General features: G+C 39.4%; 8 protein-coding genes. 5 read left to right on the forward strand and 3 right to left on the reverse strand.

The window, feature by feature from the left end:
- Positions 1–94: 94 nt before the first annotated feature.
- A complete protein-coding gene (locus H8Z77_RS05440) occupies positions 95–1,132 on the forward strand; it encodes an AraC family transcriptional regulator (RefSeq protein ID WP_186996403.1) in 1,038 nt (345 codons plus the stop codon).
- Positions 1,133–1,255: 123 nt separating this feature from the next.
- Here H8Z77_RS05440 and H8Z77_RS05445 read toward each other — a convergent pair whose 3' ends face one another.
- Together H8Z77_RS05445 and H8Z77_RS05450 are read right to left on the reverse strand one after the other, a co-directional pair.
- The gene (locus H8Z77_RS05445; RefSeq protein WP_186996404.1) at positions 1,256–4,831 is read right to left on the reverse strand and encodes an alpha-L-rhamnosidase C-terminal domain-containing protein; all 3,576 of its coding nucleotides are present in this window, start codon (positions 4,829–4,831) and stop codon (positions 1,256–1,258) included.
- A 17-nt stretch (positions 4,832–4,848) separates the two neighbouring features.
- A complete protein-coding gene (locus tag H8Z77_RS05450) occupies positions 4,849–5,967 on the reverse strand; it encodes a hypothetical protein (RefSeq protein ID WP_186996405.1) in 1,119 nt (372 codons plus the stop codon).
- A gap of 566 nt (positions 5,968–6,533) precedes the next feature.
- Between H8Z77_RS05450 and H8Z77_RS05455 the strand changes: the two genes are divergently transcribed.
- Complete coding sequence (locus H8Z77_RS05455; RefSeq protein ID WP_186996406.1) at positions 6,534–11,798, forward strand: family 78 glycoside hydrolase catalytic domain; 5,265 nt, start codon at positions 6,534–6,536, stop codon at positions 11,796–11,798.
- A 977-nt stretch (positions 11,799–12,775) separates the two neighbouring features.
- On the opposite strand, the gene H8Z77_RS05460 is transcribed toward H8Z77_RS05455, so the two are convergent.
- Entirely contained in the window at positions 12,776–14,134 is a 1,359-nt protein-coding gene (locus H8Z77_RS05460) for an MATE family efflux transporter (RefSeq protein WP_186996407.1), read from the reverse strand.
- A gap of 123 nt (positions 14,135–14,257) precedes the next feature.
- On the opposite strand from H8Z77_RS05460, the gene H8Z77_RS05465 reads away from it, so the two are divergent.
- From H8Z77_RS05465 to H8Z77_RS05475, 3 genes are all read left to right on the forward strand, one after another.
- Positions 14,258–14,785, forward strand: a complete 528-nt coding sequence (locus H8Z77_RS05465) for a PadR family transcriptional regulator (RefSeq protein WP_186996408.1) — start codon at positions 14,258–14,260, stop codon at positions 14,783–14,785.
- 88 nt (positions 14,786–14,873) lie between these two features.
- Positions 14,874–15,560 carry an ABC transporter ATP-binding protein gene (locus H8Z77_RS05470; protein WP_186996409.1) on the forward strand — a complete coding sequence of 229 codons (687 nt, stop codon included), beginning with the start codon at positions 14,874–14,876 and terminating at the stop codon, positions 15,558–15,560.
- Positions 15,550–18,111 carry an ABC transporter permease gene (locus tag H8Z77_RS05475; protein WP_186996410.1) on the forward strand — a complete coding sequence of 854 codons (2,562 nt, stop codon included), beginning with the start codon at positions 15,550–15,552 and terminating at the stop codon, positions 18,109–18,111. Before H8Z77_RS05470 ends, H8Z77_RS05475 begins: the two co-directional genes overlap by 11 nt.
- The last annotated feature ends 30 nt before the right edge of the window (positions 18,112–18,141 follow it).

Raw genomic sequence — 18,141 nt, forward strand, 5'->3', positions numbered from 1 at the left:
ATATATACTTTTTTGCTTCTTGTTGTTATAATATAAAATAAAACATAAATAAAATTAGTTTATTTCAACAAATTTTGATTTAGAAGGAATTATTATGAAACAATATCATCAGATCATACAGCAATTTATGGAGCAGTTTATAAAGTCTATTCACAACCAAAAACATTTTAAAAATTTGAATTTATCCCTACCAGTTTTAAAAAATAGACAAAATCTAAAATATGTAGTATATCAGGAAAAAATACTGTTCTCTAACCATAATAATTTCAATCAGAATATTAAAATAATGCCTGATTTTTATCGAGCACAAAAATTTTCTTCTAATGGAAATTTACTGTACCATTGCCATGAATATTTTGAGTTAATCTATGTATATCAAGGAAGCTGCCAATGTTTTTTAGATGGGGTAGAACATACCTTTTATCAAAACCAACTATGCATGATGAATACAAATACTTTGCATACTATGTATGTTTATCCTAATTCTAGTATCCTAAATATTTTGATAAGCACAAAATTATTTGATGAAGTTTTTGTTCAACTAATGAGTGAAAACGACAGTTTTTTAGGATTTTTCTTAGATTCTATCTATAACCGAAAAAACAAATCCAAATTTTACATTTTTGATATTTTAACCGATACAGATTGTGAATTTTATTTAAGAAAACTGATTGTGGAATGTGTCCAAAACCCGGTTAAAAAACAACAGGTAAAAAAAGCGAATTTCATCTGTTTACTATATGAGCTGGCGGAACAATACCAAGATTTTCTTACACAAACGTCACCTGATAAAAATTTAGAATTTTCTAGTTTGATAGAGTATATTTCACAACATTATAAAACTGTAACTTTACAAGATATGTCAGATCATTTCCATTATACGACAACATCTATGAGTAAATATATTAAAAAACAGACTGGACGGACTTTTTCAGATATTTTACGGAGTATCCGATTGAAAAATTCCTACTATCTACTATCCTATACGAATCTTTCGATTGAGGAAATTGCAGATAAACTAGGCTACCATGAACGAAGCTATTTTGAAAAAATTTTTAAACAATATTGCGGCATTACCCCTGCAGAATATCGAAAGAAACATACTACGTTAAAAAAATTTAATACCATATAATCTTCAGCTATATTTTTCTCTATTTAATTGTAACAATTATAATCTCTCATATAAAAAAACACCAGCCTTTCTAATAGAAAAGCTGGTGTTTTTTATATGAGAGAAAAAGAAATTTACAATTGATTATTTTTTCTTACGGGTGATCCACAGTGCTATGCCTGCCAGACTGATCGCTGCCAATCCTGCAATTGGTGCGAAGTCGCCTGTTTTCGCCGCGTTTGCTTTTGGGGTGGTTGATTTCTGTCCAGTTTGAGTAGCTGTATCATCAGTGGACGGTGTTGTTTCTTCTGAAACACTTCCATCTACTGCTACTAACTGATCCATTGCAGCTTGTACGTTTGTTACTGCTGCCTCTACTTCTTCCTGGCTTGCGTTTTCATTTTTCATGATCGCATTTGCTTCTGCTACCGCCGCTGTCAGTGCCGCATAGCTCTCCGCTGTATATGCGTTCGTATCCACTTTGCCTGCTTCCGCAAGAACATCTTCTAAAACAGACTTATCCGCTTTGAATCTCAGGTTCAGCATTGCATTTAACAGGTTATCTGCTGCTTCATTTACTTCTGCTTGCATAGCGTCGCCATCTTCATATACTGCTACTGCTGCTTCCAAGGCTATAGTAAATTCTACTTTTCCTGCTTCTACATATTTACTCAGGTCAATTTTTTCCGCTGCTTCAATTAAACTAGCTAAGCTGTCTTTATCACCAGCTACAAATCCTAATTTGTGGATTTCATTCAGCAGTGTTTTCCATGCTTGATCAATTTCTTCTTGACTTGCATTTTCATTTTCCGCTACTGTTTTCGCATTTTCCAGTGCTGTATCAAAGGATTTCTGTACACTTTCAATGGCATTGTCATATTCTCCGCTTGCTTTGGCCTTCTCTGCGTATTCAATGATAGAATCCAGAATATCCTTATTGGTTTCAGAAGCCGTAAAGATATAACTTCCTGCTTCAGAAATTTCATAAACAGCATAAGTTTTCTGATAAGCTTCTTCGATTCCTTTGAATACTGCGTTACTCGCTGTTACAACCTGCTGACCGTCTTCTACTGGGACCCAAATTTCTGCGTTGTTTCCCGGGGAAACCACTGTCATGTCCAAAGTAGTATCTGTCTTATTGATAGTTACATCAATATTACCGATTTCAGATGGTACACGGGTATCAATGGAATGGTAGTTGCCCATTTGAGGGATTACATGCCAAGCTACATATCCTGGTTCAGTTGGTTCAATACCGGCTGCATAACGGGACATAGCGATCATACCGCCTCCAGACCATCCATGACCTACGGAACCATTGGTTCTATAATCCCAATGTTCTGGCATGGCGGAAATTTCTTTTTCGTTGACCATATCCATATGACGTTTTGCAGAACGCTGCATAGCGTCTTCAGCATAACCCATTTTATAAAGTGCTTCAATTACGTATTTTTCCATATAAATGCTTGCGTTTTCATAGGCTGGAGAATTCTCTGTGCCCATAAATACATTCCGCATGGCTGGATATTTTTCTTCCGGAATTAATCCGCAAATAACACCAAGTGCATTCATTCTATCATCTACAACATGGGAACCATTTTCCAAAGGGGTAGCGTTTGTCCAGGAAGATTCACTCCAAGGCACTGCATATGCCTGTAAATCCTCATTCCAGAATTTATAGAAATTATCTTCTATACTCTTCATGCGGCTATCCAACCAATCTTTTTGTTCCTGGGTTGCTCCAGAACCTTCTGCGTCTGCCAATTGGCGGACAGCTTTCGCAGAAGTGTACCACCAAACATTGTGAGTTAACAAGGTATCCTGGTTATTACCCCAGTCAAGCCATGTGGCACCCCAGCCGCCCATATTTTTGGTACGGATTTTTACAAGACCTGCATATTCACCTTCTGTTTCCATGTCGTGCATGGTAAGGATATTAAATAATCTTTGATAAGTATAGCCAGGAACTTCCTGATCTCCTGTAAATAAATAATAGTTATAAGCAGCGTGTGCTGTTGCTAAAGACTGTACAATAATTTCCTGGGTTTGTCTTCCTGGTCGGACGTTACTTGTGAAATAATCAGTTTCTCTGCCATCTGTACCAGGTTTGGAGAATTGATAATCCACAATATTATAAAGAGCTTTTTTGCTTAGATCGTTTAATTCTGGTCCTATAGAATAGAAACCTTCTTCCATCTCGTTTACAGCATCTCCAATATATTGTGCTCGTTCCTGAGCGGCACAGTCCATATACTGGTCACGGATGGTTTCATATACGGTTCGTACAGATTTTTTCCAGAGTTCATCGTAGAAGTTATTATCTGTGTTTGCTTCATCTTCGGACCAAGTATGACCACCAGTAAATTGTGATACGGAAGAATCATTTTCATCGATAACACTGTCAAAGTAACCGATAAAATCAGTATCTTGACCAACTTCCGCACCAGTTGTTACATCATAGCCTGTTTCCCGGTATCCTGCTGCGATAATTTCTACACCAAATGGAACTTTAAAGAAAAGCTGATCGCCGTTGATCCAGCCTTTTGCTTCATATTCCTGCTCGCCGGCTTTTGTTACATATTCTGATCGTTGCCCACCAAAGTAATTGGTATTTGTCCACATTTCAATCAATTTACCTGCTTCGGTGTTTCCTCCAAGTTTAATATATGGAACAATCTGACCAGTATGCGGCAAAATAATTCGATATCTATTTTCGGTGTAAGTATTTACTCCGTATAAATAAGCAGGGTATTCTTTACTAGCTACGGATGGATAATATACATCATCTTTAATGGTATACCCTCTACTGCTGGCGTTTGTAACAGTAGTATTGATGTTCTTGAGATCATCATTATCGCACAATATTCTATCGCCTGTTTGAACACAGAGATTAGTAACCTCAGCTTTTGTAATTGGCAACAACATAGCATCATTAGTGTTTCCGGTAATTTTAAAGCCAAAAGTAGCATTTTCCATAGTAGCGTCGATTGTAGTAGTGGAGCCAATCATCTGTCCATCCAGATAATAGTTGATTTTATTTGCACTGATTACATCAATTTTAAAATTATGTGTGTCTTTATAGTTCTCAGTTGTAATCAGGTTAGATAAATCTACCTCTAAGATAGGAACGTTTGGTTCGCTGCCTTTTGTGACGGTCATTTTAGGAGCGTTTGTTCCATTTAGGAAAGAACTAAAATCAATGAATGCCTGATAAAAATCAGTTTCTGCCGCACTGGTCGCACCAAAAACATAGTAAATGCCGTCATGGACGTTTCCATTTGTTTCCCGTGTCCCTTCCATTTTAAAGTCAGCACTGATAGAATACGCTTCGGTTCCAACTCTTCCAGCATCTGCCAGGGTTTTCATTTCAAACGCCGTATATACAGCAGATCCTTTGAATACCGGCATGAAGTTTTCTTTGGTGTTATGAATGACCGACACTTTGGCATAGGAAAGAGACAGACGTCTTGTCATAGGAGCAATATCCACATTGCCAAAATCGGAGGAAACGTAATTGCTGATATGACCTGTACCATCTGTAATATGGAAAATATCTTGAACAACGCCATATGTGATCGAATCGTCCGTTTTGTTATGTACAAGGACAATGTCGAACGGACTCAGAATTGTATCATCAGACAGCCAAAATTGGAACTCATCGCAGGATGAAGGATTCTTTTCTGTGGCAGATACCTTGCCAATCAGCTTTCTTGTACTCATTTTTCTATCTCCTCTTATTATCGAAAATCTCGTTTAAAATTATTGATAAACACCAGGTCGCTTTCAAATGTGGACTTGATAAGTGTTTCTGTCAGATATACCGGGTATAGATGACTTGCCCACCGTTCATCGCGCCCATAACAAGTTGGTGAACCTTCATTGAGCAATGATAAAGAAATTGTATCGACAACATCTGTTGGAATTCCACTGTCGTAATAATCCTCTAACACCATTTTCTCAATTTTGATTATTCCTTCGAGAGGATTTGAAACTTTGTTTTTGGGACGTATTCTTAGATACCATACCCCAAATCGCCTGCCACGGTCATTTTCTTTCAAAAACACCGGGGTACGTTCACCATATTCAAGTTTCAAAAGTTCTGCGCCTATTTGTGTTCCTCCGCGTTTGGATTTGCTGGATGTGGGGAGCATAGGATTGAAACTCTTTGAAACACCTATTACATTGTAAAACAGATCAGCAAACTCGGTTTTTCCTGTGTCTTGACGGAGAAATTGAAGCGGTCCGTCTACCACTAGCATGCGGTCAGTGTCCAACACTCCAGATTTGACCATATTTGACAGAATTTCTATTTCCATATCATGCATCATAGTGTTGGCTTTTGCGATTGCAGCATTAACAAGAATATTATGTTTTTCCGGCTCAAAGCGATACTCGACCACTTCCAGAAACATTTCTTGTGCGACCTTTGTTCTGGTAATACGCTGTTGGATTTCTTTGAAATCTACCGTGTTGACTTTGTCGCTTAATAGTAAAAGATTCTTTCGCTGTATTGCCTGATGTGAGTGGAGCTTTTTCTCACTGCCTCTTTCAGTACAGCCAGCTCTGATTTGAGCAACGACTACTGGATAAATTTTCTTGCCCTCAATCACAATATCGCCAATTTTATATGTCCGTCTAGAACCATCCATGAAGAATAAAAAATTAGAGAAAGTGCGATCTTCTACATAGAGGTCATATTTTCGTATTTTCTTTGACTTGTCCGTTTCAAACGGTTCTCCGATTACTTTGATTTCATCACCCTCGTCCTGATACGGTTCTTGATAATAATGATCAAGACTTTCGTTTTGATACAGCGCAACGCCGCACTTGTCAAATATTTTATTCAATGTAGGCATAATAAACCTCCATACAGCTATTATCGCAAATGACCTTTCCCGTATTGGAAGAACTTAACTCTCTGTGCCGACTTATCCCATTATTGTAGGAGGTACTGGTATAAAAATGTGGCTTTCTTTTCGTTTTCAGTGGAAGTCTTGATATACCTTCCACTTTTAATTCGAGCATCTGCCGGTTTCGGCTCATCATCAGGGATTGCCCAAGTGCGTCCGATTTTTATCGCGCCCGGTATGCGATCTTCATTACATAAAATTTGTATGCGGCGCATAGTAATACCTCTTAAGGGTGTGGGAGTACTCCCCAGAGTCATGACTATAACAATTATAATAGATAAGGAGGATTTGTTCCTTTTTACCTCTATTATTTAATAATTATACAAATTTAATCTTGTTTTTTTGTTGTGTTTATGAATATTATTTTAACAAAAATTTTATTATAATAGTTATTGTATATAGGGTTATTTTGCCCGAATCTAGGATACACAAGGAGGACAATTCATTACAACAAAAAATAATGGTGCTTTCGTGTAGAAAGCCTCTAATATCATCTCATGGAGGTAAAAGAGTTGAAAAGAAACAAAATTTTAGCACTGGTGCTGGCAATCGCAATGGTGTTTACTATGATTATGCCAATCAACAGTTTTGCTGCATCGGAGCAGGAAACACAAATTGTGGGGATGAAAACCAATGATTTGGAGAATCCCATGGGGATTGATACCCCAAACCCTATTTTTAGTTGGAAAATGAGTTCCACAATCAGAGGACAAAAACAAACCGCTTACCAAGTGGTTGTTGCCAAAGACGATAATTTCCAAAATGTTGTTTGGGATTCTCAAAAACAAACAGGAGATGTTTCTATTGGCATTACCTATGCAGGGGATCCTCTGGAAGCATACACCACCTATTATTGGAAAGTAACCATCTGGGATAAAGACGGAAAACAGGTGGTTTCTGATGCTGCTACTTTTGAAATGGGCGTGTTATCAGGTGGATTTGACGATGCGGATTGGATTGTACGTGGTGGAACCTACCCTTACCCAAAAGATTTGGTGACCTTGGATGGAGCGAACTGGATTTGGGCAGGCAGTACAAAAGCTCAGCCAGAAACCGCTTATTTCCGATTCAAATTCCAGCCAGATGCCAATAAAACCCTGGAAAACGCTTATGTTGCTTTTACTGCTGACGATTATGGCGTTGCCCACTTTAATGGGACACAGATTGCGGATATTCCAAACGAAGGGGATATCTGGAGAACCGGCCGGGTAATCTATTTGACCGATATGATCAACCCGAATGGCGAAAATATTTTTACTGCATCTATTGTCAACAAGCAAGTTGGAGATGGCGGTTTGGTTGCTAAAATCGTACTGACTTATACCGATGGTACCCATGACATTTTTGTCACAGATGAAACATGGCTGGCTAGTAATTCTACTAATATTACAGAGGATTATACCTCTATTTCTTATGATGACAGCGACCGCAATATATGGAAATATCCAAACAGAGCAAATGAAAACGAAGTGGTTCCATATGGAAGCGCTCCATGGTATTCCAATGTTGGCCTTCCAAACGAAGCAAGTACTTATTCCGGTAAGGTAGCTGCTCCAATTTTCCGGAAACAGTTCGACTTGGATCAAACTGCGGAAAATGTGGTAAACGCACGTATTTACGCCACTGCGGCAGGGCTATATGAATTGACCTTTAATGATAAAAAAGCTGGGGATGAAGCGCTTGCCCCTGGATTTACTCAATATGAAGATCATATCACTTACCAGGCATATAATGTAACCGACCTTATCAAAGATGGACAAAACACCATCAGCGCTACCATCGGAAAAGGGTGGTACCTTGGTGCCATCGCATATGAAATTAAAGGTGTTCAGGAAGCATTTATTGCGAAAATGGTCATTACTTATGCAGATGGTTCCACTCAAACCATTGTAACGGATGATAGTTGGGAATACACCGATGATGGTCCAATTTTAAGCAATGATATGTATAACGGCGAGGTATACGATGCTACCAGAACCTTAAAACCATATCATTACAGTAAAGTTGGCACAACCACAGCGGAAGCTTTGGGGATTGGCCAGATTATTTCACAGATTTCCGGTTCTGTTAAACCAATGGAAATTTTAGAACCAGTTGCTGTTACAGAGCCAAAAGAAGGCCTGCATATTTTTGACTTTGGCCAAAACTTTGCCGGTGTTGTAGAATTAACGGTAAATACTGAGGCTGGCACTCAAATAATGATGCGCCATGCAGAAGCCCTCAACAATGGGGAACCAAATGCGGATGGCGATCCAGGCACCCTGTACTTGGGAACCCTGAGAAACGCGAAACCAAATGATTACTACACCGCAAAAGGCGGCGGGCCAGAAACATACCGTCCTTCCTTTACCTATCATGGATTCCGGTATGTCGAAATCAGTGGGATTGACCTGGAAGACATTGTTAGCGTAAAAGGGATTGTTTTGTACTCTGATATGGAGGATACTGGAAGCTTTGAATCCTCCAATTCACTGGTAAATCGTCTGGAACGGAATGTATACTGGGGACAGCGATCCAACTTTTTATCCATTCCAACCGACTGTCCACAACGTGACGAACGTTATGGCTATACTGGCGACTCTCAGGTGTTCTCAGATACTTCTGGCTACAACATGGATGTAAAAGCATTTTTTGACCAGTACCTTATGTCAGTAAATGACTGTGTATTTGACAATGGAGCATTCCCAAATAGCGCACCTGGCGCACCGCCAAATGATAGAAATGACCCTGCTTATAACGGCTGGGCTGATGGCGGCGTTATCATCCCATATAATATGTATATCCGTTATGGGGATGTTGGAATTATCGAACGTTCCTATGACAAAATGGTAAATTATATCGAATACCTATATGCAGATAGGGATGAAAACCACCTGCGCACTTCCCAAACCCAATATGGCGATTGGCTTGCTTTGGACAAAGAAGAAACACCAGTTGCGTTAACGGATACCGCTTTCTGTGCATACGTTTGTGATTTAATGACAGAGATGGCAACCGCAATTGGCAAAACTGAGGATGCAGAACGGTTTGCTGGATACGCACAAGGGTTTAAAGACGCTTGGGCAAAATTCTACTTAAAAGAAAATGGACAAACAATTGTCAACACACAAACCTCTTATGTCATTGGCCTTGCATTTGACGTTGTTCCAGATGATATGAAACAGGCAACAGCGGACCAATTGGCTGCTGTAATCCAAAGCGATAAATACAATGGCAAAATTTCTACCGGATTTATCTCTACCGGATTTTTGCTCCCTGTTCTCTGTGAGTATGGCCATGAAGATATTGCCTATTCCTTATTGGAAGATACCGAATTTCCTTCCTTCCTTTATCCCGTTACCCAAGGGGCTACAACCATCTGGGAACGTTGGGATTCTTATTCCCCAAGCGGTTTTGGGAATCCTACTATGAATTCGTTTAACCATTTTGCATTTGGTACAGTTGCCAGATGGCTATACAGTGGCGTGCTAGGTATCACAGTTGATCCAGCATCCCCTGCATACAAACACTTTAGTTTACAACCAGTATATGGTGGCAGTATGACCTACGCAAATGGTTCCTACAACTCTCAATATGGTTTGATTGAAAGTGGATGGAAACTGGATGGAAATGACTTTACCTACAATGCTATTGTTCCAGCAAATACTACCGCTACCCTTTACTTGCCTTCTGACAAAGCAACCGCAATTTATGAAAGTGGCAAAGATGTTACAAAAGAGGCAGTAGAAGGAATTGAATATATTGGAACCGAAAACGGAAAAGCAATCTTTGAACTGCAATCTGGTTCTTACAGCTTCTCCAGCACGGTTGTAAATAAAGCTGAATTGGAAGAAGCGATCAGCAATGCTTCTAATATCAACGAATTCTTCTACACAGCTGATTCTTACCGTGCTTTAACAGAAGCTTTGGCAAAAGCGCAGGAAGTACAAAATAACAAAGATGCTACCGCGGAACAGGTACAACAAGCAACCGACTTATTAAACAGCGCAATCGAAAATCTGGTTCCTATTGCGCAGGATGGAAGCGAGTCCAATCCATATCAAATTAATAGCTTGGATCAATTCAAGCTGTTTGCCAATACTGTAAATTCTGGTGATAGTTTTCAAGATAAATATGTGGAATTGAATACAGATATTGATTTATCTGGCATCAATTGGACACCAATTGGCACTAGCAATTCAACTACTTCTGGCGCTGGATTTGCTGGTACCTTTAACGGAAACGGCCATGTGGTATCTAATATCACCATCCCAGGTACCTCTAAATACGCAACCTTTGGTTTGTTTGGTACTGTTACAGGTACTGTAAAAAATTTGGGTGTCGAAAACGTAACCATTACACATGATGGCGTAGCTGACCTTCGTGCGGGAGGTTTGGCAGGTACCCTTTCTGGAGGATTGATTGACAATTCTTATGTCATCAATGCCAATGTAAGTGTAGGTGGACGTGTAGCCGCTGGATTTTTAGGCTTAAACCGCAATGGTACCATTCAAAATTCCTATGCAAAAGATATTACTGTTACCGGTGGACGTACTGGCGGATTTGTCAGCGACAATCAGGATGACAGCGGAAACAATAAAGGTACTATTATCAACTGTTACGCAAACACTAGCATTACCGCATCCAGCCATACTGGTAATATTGAAAACAGCCGAACCATTGAAAATGAACAATTCATCGATGGAAGCCTAGTTGATTTACTAAACCAGGGTAATCCAGAAACCGTTTGGGAACAAGGCGAAACCCATCCAGTATTGGTGGTAACCGAAACACCAGAACCACCTGTAGATACGAATAAAACCATCCTGGACAAAGTAATCGTAGAAGCAAACCATCTGAAAGGAACAGATGAATACAACAATGCGATTCCATCAGTGCAACAGAGCTTTGACAAAGCATTGGAAGAAGCACAGAATGTATATAATAATCCATCCGCAACCCAGGAAGAAGTAAACACTGCATGGCAAACCTTGCTGAAAGAAATCCATAAGCTAGGATTCCAAAAAGGTGACAAGACAGCTTTACAGGAACTGTATGATCAGGTAAAAGATACCGACCTGAGCCAGTACCGTGATGGAGCGGCGAAAGAAAACTTCAAAACAGCATTGGCAAATGCGGAAACGGTATTAGCAGACGAAGAAGCAATGCAGAAGGAAATTGACAAAGCATACAATGACCTGAAAGCAGCCTATGAGGCATTGGAAAAACTGGCAGACAAGAGTCAGTTAAAAGCACTGTTAGATGAATGTGCAGGATACCAGGAAGAAGACTACACTCCAGCAACATGGGAAGTATTCGCAGGGATTCAAGAAAAAGCACAGGAAGTCTATGAGAATGCCAATGCGAGCCAGGAAGAAGTGAACGCAGCGATCGATGAACTGTTAAGCGGAATGTTGCAACTGCGATTCAAAGCGGACAAATCAATTTTGGAAACTGTAATAAAGGTAGCAGGAGAAATTGATGGAAGCAGCTACACAGCAGAAAGCTATGGAATACTGCAAGCAGCAGTAGCAAAAGCGAACGAAGTGATGGCGGATGAAAACGCAAGCCAAGAGGAAGTAGATGCAGCAACAACAAGAGTACAAGAAGCAATGAAAGGGTTGGTAACAGTAGAAACACCAGCCGAAAATAATCATGTAGACGGTACACAAACAGGACAAGAATCTACCACACCAAAAGCAAACGCAGCAAAAACAGGAGATTTTGCTCCAATTGCGGGCTTAGCAGTGATCACTTTAGCTGGTGCAGCATTATTACTTACTCGTAAGAAAAAATAACGAATCAATAGTTCCTATTCTATTTTTCTTTCGATATTATCAAAAGGCTGGTTAAAAAACCAGCCTTTTGTAATTTTAATCCGATTCATAAAGTTAAAGCAATATATCTGAGAACCTATGCAAAAATACATGGCATCGATTGAATAGATGTCGTGTTTACATATGATGTCTTTGGATATGGAAAAAGCGTCATGGAATAATTTCTAAGGGAGAGCTTTAAGCAAGCTGAAAAGGATGAAAAAAGATAGATAAGTTAACATAGTGCTATTTTTGAAAGTTTTAAAATTTCTCTCTGATCAAAATGTTTTCTAATTTCTTCTGTATTTAATATGATGCTAATTAAGTTCCTGTTTTTTTAATAGTACTGATACTTACATTTTAATAAAGTAGAGCTGCTCTTCGGAACGTTGTATCATTTGAGAATATAAATCATCAACAGATTAAATTGTTTTTTCGCCTTGTAGTCTATTTATAAGATAATCTAAAATTGAAAACAGATAAACTAGCTTTTTCAATAGTATTTTCAATTTTTATCATTGATATCTGCTATTTCGCAGACATCACGTTGTTTTAAACCTAGTTTTTCTCGTTTGTATGTTATCCGTTTACTAATAACAATATAATCTATGTTTAAAGAGTTTTCAGCTTATAACAAAGTAAAACTAAAATAACAAAAAATCCACAAATCTAAAATAGACTTACAATAAAAATATCAAGCTGATCTAATTAGATAGAACAGTAATAAAATGTAAAAAACAAAACATAAAGCAAGGTTTATATGTTATTTTATGATTTAGAATCATGTATAGGAATATAATTATTTTTCTATATAAAAAAATCCAAACGCAAATTACATTTAGACTCAGTCTGAAAAGTGTTGACAAAAAAAGATATCCATCCATAAAAGTAAAAAATGAGAATTCCGGGTTTAGAATAGGGTATTTTTGTTTTTACATCACAATCCATTTTGGGGAAGATCATAGGTTTTTTCGCTTAACACTTAAATTTTTATGTAATGGAATTGCCATCACTACTGTGATAAGGGCAGAAAGTATATCGGCAATCGGTTGTGCATACAAAATACCGTTTAATCCCCATGCAAGTGGTAAAATTAAGATAACAGGGATGAAACAGATGCCTTGTCGGCAAGCTCCAAGAATAAACCCCTCTTTTCCTTTTCCAAGGGCAAGGAACAAAGACGAATATACCGTATAGAATCCAAACAGCATAAATGTAATACCGTTTATTCTTAAAGAGGAAGCTCCTATGTTAATCATTTCTACGTTTCCAATTGTAAACTGTGAAACGATAATTGTAGAAAACAGACTGAAAAATAAACCTACGATTATACAGAAAATGGTTGACCATAAGATGGAGATTTTGATTGCAGTATGCAGACGATCAAATTTTTTCGCCCCATAACTGTAACCTGCAATCGGTTGAAAGCCTTTGATAAAACCAAATACTGTTAAACTGCCCATAGATATAAGACGGGTAACAACACCCATTCCTGCTATGGCTGCATCGCTGTAATTGCCTGCGGCATTGTTTATTAGAGAAATAGAAATACTTGTCAATAGCTGAAACACAAGCGTCGGAATGCCGATTTTGAAAATTTCAGATAGAATCTCTTTAGAAAAGGTATAGTCCTTTATTTTGAATTGAAAAGTACTTTTCTGTCTGAATATATAGAGTAGATACACAAGAGTAGATACCATCTGTGAAATTGCTGTTGCAATAGCAGCTCCCATAACACCAAAATTAAAAGTGTATATGAATAATGGATCTAAACCGATATTGAGGGCTGCACCTAACAACAAGGCACACATTGTAGTTTTTGCCGCTCCTTCACTTGTCACGATATTGTTCATTGTGACATTAAAAACACTAAAAATGCAGGAAACAATGTAAATACCAGCATAGGTAGCTGCATGAGGAAGGACACTTTCTGTTGCACCTAAAAGTCTTAGGATGGGGTTTAAAAAGATGATTGAGAAAACGATTATAATTGCACCTACAATAAGGCTGCTATATAGTGCAGTGCTTGCCACTTTATTCGCCTGCTCCTTGTTTTGTTGTCCTAACAATCGGGAAATGTAAGATGCTGCTCCATTACCAAAAAGTAATCCTAAACCCACAACTATTTGACCGAGTGGATATACAACCGAGATGGCAGCCATTTGACTTTCTCCTAATCCGCCTACAAAATAGGCGTCAACAAGATTGTATAAAGCGTTAATGAGCATACCAATCATTGTTGGAATACCCATAGCTAAAAGGGCTTTTGGAATTGGAGCGTTTCCTAATAACTCCAATTTTTTGTTTTGGTTGTCCATAGTGTTCTCCTTTCATTTGATAAATAAAATAAATTATAGTACTATAAAATATAGTACTTGAAATACAAGCGGTATTATACTATAATTTATAGTGCTTGTCAAGATAGTAAAGGAGGAAACAATATGGCAACTATTGATTTGATTGTGTTGGGAATATTGAAAAAACAACCTTTAGGTGCATATGACCTTCAAAAATTGGTAGAATACCGAAACATTTCAAAATGGGTAAAGATTAGTACACCATCCATTTATAAAAAAGTAATTCAATTGGAGAAAAAGGGGTATATTATAAGTCGGATTGAGAAAGAGGGAAAGATGCCGGAAAAGGCAGTGTATTCGTTAACTGAAAAAGGAGAACAACAATTTGAAAAACTAATGGACGAACTTTCTTGTAAACCGGTTAATATTTTTCTTGACTTTAATGCGGTTATTGTCAATTTGGAAAATATACCGCTGGAAAGCCGAAAAAAGTGTTTGAAAAACATTGATAATAGTGTAAAACAATTAAAAATATATCTGGAAAATAATATCAATTTGAAAAAAAACGATACAGATATTCCAGTAACGGGTAGGGCTGTTCTACAACAGCAATATGTTTTGGCACAGGCCATTGAGGAGTGGTTGGAATCTGTGAAAAAAACTTTAGAATAAAAAACGGCGGATTTCTGTTGCATTGTAATGAGATTGTAAGAAGTGGACGCTATACTAAAATCATAAAAAGAACTTGGAGGTTTTAGTTATGGCAATTCTTGAAACAAAAGATTTACGCAAGATATATGGCAATGGAGAAAGCGAAGTCCACGCTTTGGACGGGGTGTCTATCTCTGTAGAAGAAGGCGAGTTTGTTGCCGTTATCGGTACATCGGGCAGCGGTAAATCCACCCTGCTGAATATGATCGGCGGGTTAGACCGTCCTACTTCCGGTAGCGTCACGATTCGGGGCAAGGAGCTTTTGAAAATGAAGGACGAGGAATTAACCATTTTTCGCCGCAGAAACATCGGCTTTGTTTTTCAGAACTACAATCTGCTTCCGGTCCTCAATGTGTATGAGAACATCGTGTACCCCATTGAGATCGACGGTGGCAAGACCGATACGGATTTTGTAAAAGAAATTATCCACACCCTCGGTTTGGAGCGAAAGCTCAAAAATATGCCGAACAATCTCTCCGGCGGCCAGCAGCAGAGAGTGGCGATTGCCCGTGCACTTGCAACAAAGCCCGCTATTATCCTTGCTGACGAGCCTACTGGAAATCTGGACTCTAAAACCAGTATGGACGTGATTCTGCTAATGCAATCCATCAGCAGACAATTTCATCAGACCACCATTATGATTACTCACAATGAAGAAATCGCTCAAATGGCAGACCGCACAATCCGCATTGAGGACGGCAAGGTTATTTTGGGAGGTGTGAAGTATGCACGCTAACCGGAATAAAAGTGCGGTCAAGCGGGTGGAAAAAGGCATGATGAAAGCAAACCGCACCCGCAATCTGTTTGCGGTGTTTGCAATCGTCCTCACCACCTTTATGATCACCACGGTGTTCAGTTTAGGCATTAACTATATGGAAAATATGAAGTTAATGCAGGTACGAACGGCCGGTACAACCGCAAATGTGTCCCTTGCGATGCCGACGGCGGAGCAGGAACAGCAGATTAGAAACTTAGATTATGTCAAAACCATTGGTACGCAGTATATGGTCGGCTCGGTTGCCGAGAAGAATGACGAGGGACGAGAGCTTTCCATTGCACTCCAGTATTACGACACCACTGAATGGGAAAAACACTATCAGGAAGCCATTAAGGATTTGGAGGGCAAATACCCCGCAAGCGAAAATGAAATCATGCTATCGGAGGACGCACTTTCACAGCTTGGCATTACAGACCCGAAGCTGAATATGGAAATCCCCTTGTCCTACTATGATAAAAACGGTCAGCAGGAAAGGACTTTCACATTAAGCGGCTGGTTCCATTCCTATGCAGGCACGGGAATGGGCTTTGTTTCAGAAAGCTATTGTAAAAACGCAGGCTATACAATGGCACAGGACGGCGTTCTCTCTTTATCGCTGAAGAAAATGCCCGACGATTTTATACGGATTCAAAAAGATGTGGAGTTAAACGAGAACCAGTCTTTTAGCGGTTCGGCTTCAATGAAATCATCAAGCGGTTCAGTTATCGCAATGGTGATCCTCTTGGTATTCTTCATCATTGGCAGCGGTTATCTGCTCATTTACAATATCCTATATATCTCCATTTCAAAGGATACCCGTTTTTATGGTTTGATGAAAACGCTGGGTACAACACAGGCGCAGATCAAATCGCTGGTGAAAAGTCAGGCGGTTAAGTTTGCCTGTATCGGTATTCCCATTGGCATTTTGTTAGCTACCGCCGTTTCCTTTGGCATTGTTCCTCTTGTCTTGAATGAGGGCTTTGAACAGGGCAAGTCGATAATGGATGCCGAGGTGTTCTTCCATCCGTCGATCTATATCCTGTCTATCCTCTTTTCGGCGGTAACAGTTTGGATTGCCTGCAATGCGCCGGCAAAAGCGGCGGCAAAAATTTCCCCTGTGGAAGCGCTGAAATTCCAGAACTTCGCGCCGAAGAAAACGAAAAGCAGAAATTCTACCAATGGCGGTAAGCTGCACGTGATGGCGTTCCACAATGTATTCCGTGACAAAAAACGTGCGATTCTTGTGTTTATGTCCCTCTTTATGGGTATCACCATGATTTTAGGCGTAAACGGAGTCATAAGAAGTATGAACGCCGAAAACTTTATTAAAGAATATATGGATTATCACTTTGAGTACAACGATATCCAGTTTGAGCAGGCTGAACAGCCCAACAAGGAAGTACCGCAGTTTGACGAACATTTTGTGGAACAGATCAAGCAAGTCAATGGTATTGAAAATGTGGATGTTCAAAAGACCGTTTGGGCGGGCATTGACTTTGATGAAACCGCTTTGGAAGGCTTTATGAAAATCCAATATGAGGACAGCAGATATAAGTCCAAAGGGCAATCCTATGAACAGACGATAGAGACGCTGAAAGGGTACGCTGAATCCGGTGAGTACGGCTGCTATATCACAACGCTTGACGATGACAAGGCGCTGGAAGAATACAATGCCAAGCATCCGGATACGCCCATTGACATGGAAGCATTCAAGCGTGGCGAAACAGCGATTGCAGGAAAAGATACCGAATATAACGCTCCCAATACCGCTTTAGTGGGTGAAACACTGACGCTGACCGCCGACAGCACTGATGGCAAGGCAACCGATTTCAAAATCGACGGAGCTTTTTACTATGACGATTATGGGAATAATCTTTCCGATAGTATTGGCAGACGAAAAGACATTCATATTGTGCCGAATATCATCTTCGTCAGCGAAGCGGGTATGGAACGCCTGACGACAGAACCGATCATTTCCGCAATCGGCGTGGATATTAAGAATTTCAATGACTTGGAACAAATTGACAGCGAATTACAGGCAATCAACAGTACCTTGACCACATCGGAGTGGCAGATGAAATCTGCTGTTAACCAGAAAGAACTATTTAATCAGACGTTCTATTCTGTCAATCTGTTAGGAAACGGTGCAGCAATTCTGCTCATTATCATTGGCTTGATTAACTTTGTTAATGTGATGCTGACCGGCGTAGTAGCAAGAAAAAATGAATTTGCTATTATGGAAAGCATTGGTACAACGAAAAAGCAGATTAGAAAGATATTGACCTTGGAAGGCGGTATTTACGCTCTCATCTCTACGTTGTTGATTATGACTTTTGGAAATACTTTCCTAATGTTGGTGGCGGACGCCGTTCCCCACATAGCAAACTATGCGGTATTTGAGTACCCTGTTGCACTTGTCATCGGTTTGATCGCAGCAATCTTTGTGATCTGCCTGAGCGTTCCTGCCATTGTTTACAAGGCGACTTCAGATGAAACGGTCATTGAGCGGCTGCACAATTTTGAAAACTAAGTGAGTTTGCGGGACGGACGCAGCGCTGCT

This window comes from Clostridium facile, assembly GCF_014297275.1.
In the GTDB taxonomy this organism is placed as follows: domain Bacteria; phylum Bacillota; class Clostridia; order Oscillospirales; family Ruminococcaceae; genus Massilioclostridium; species Massilioclostridium facile.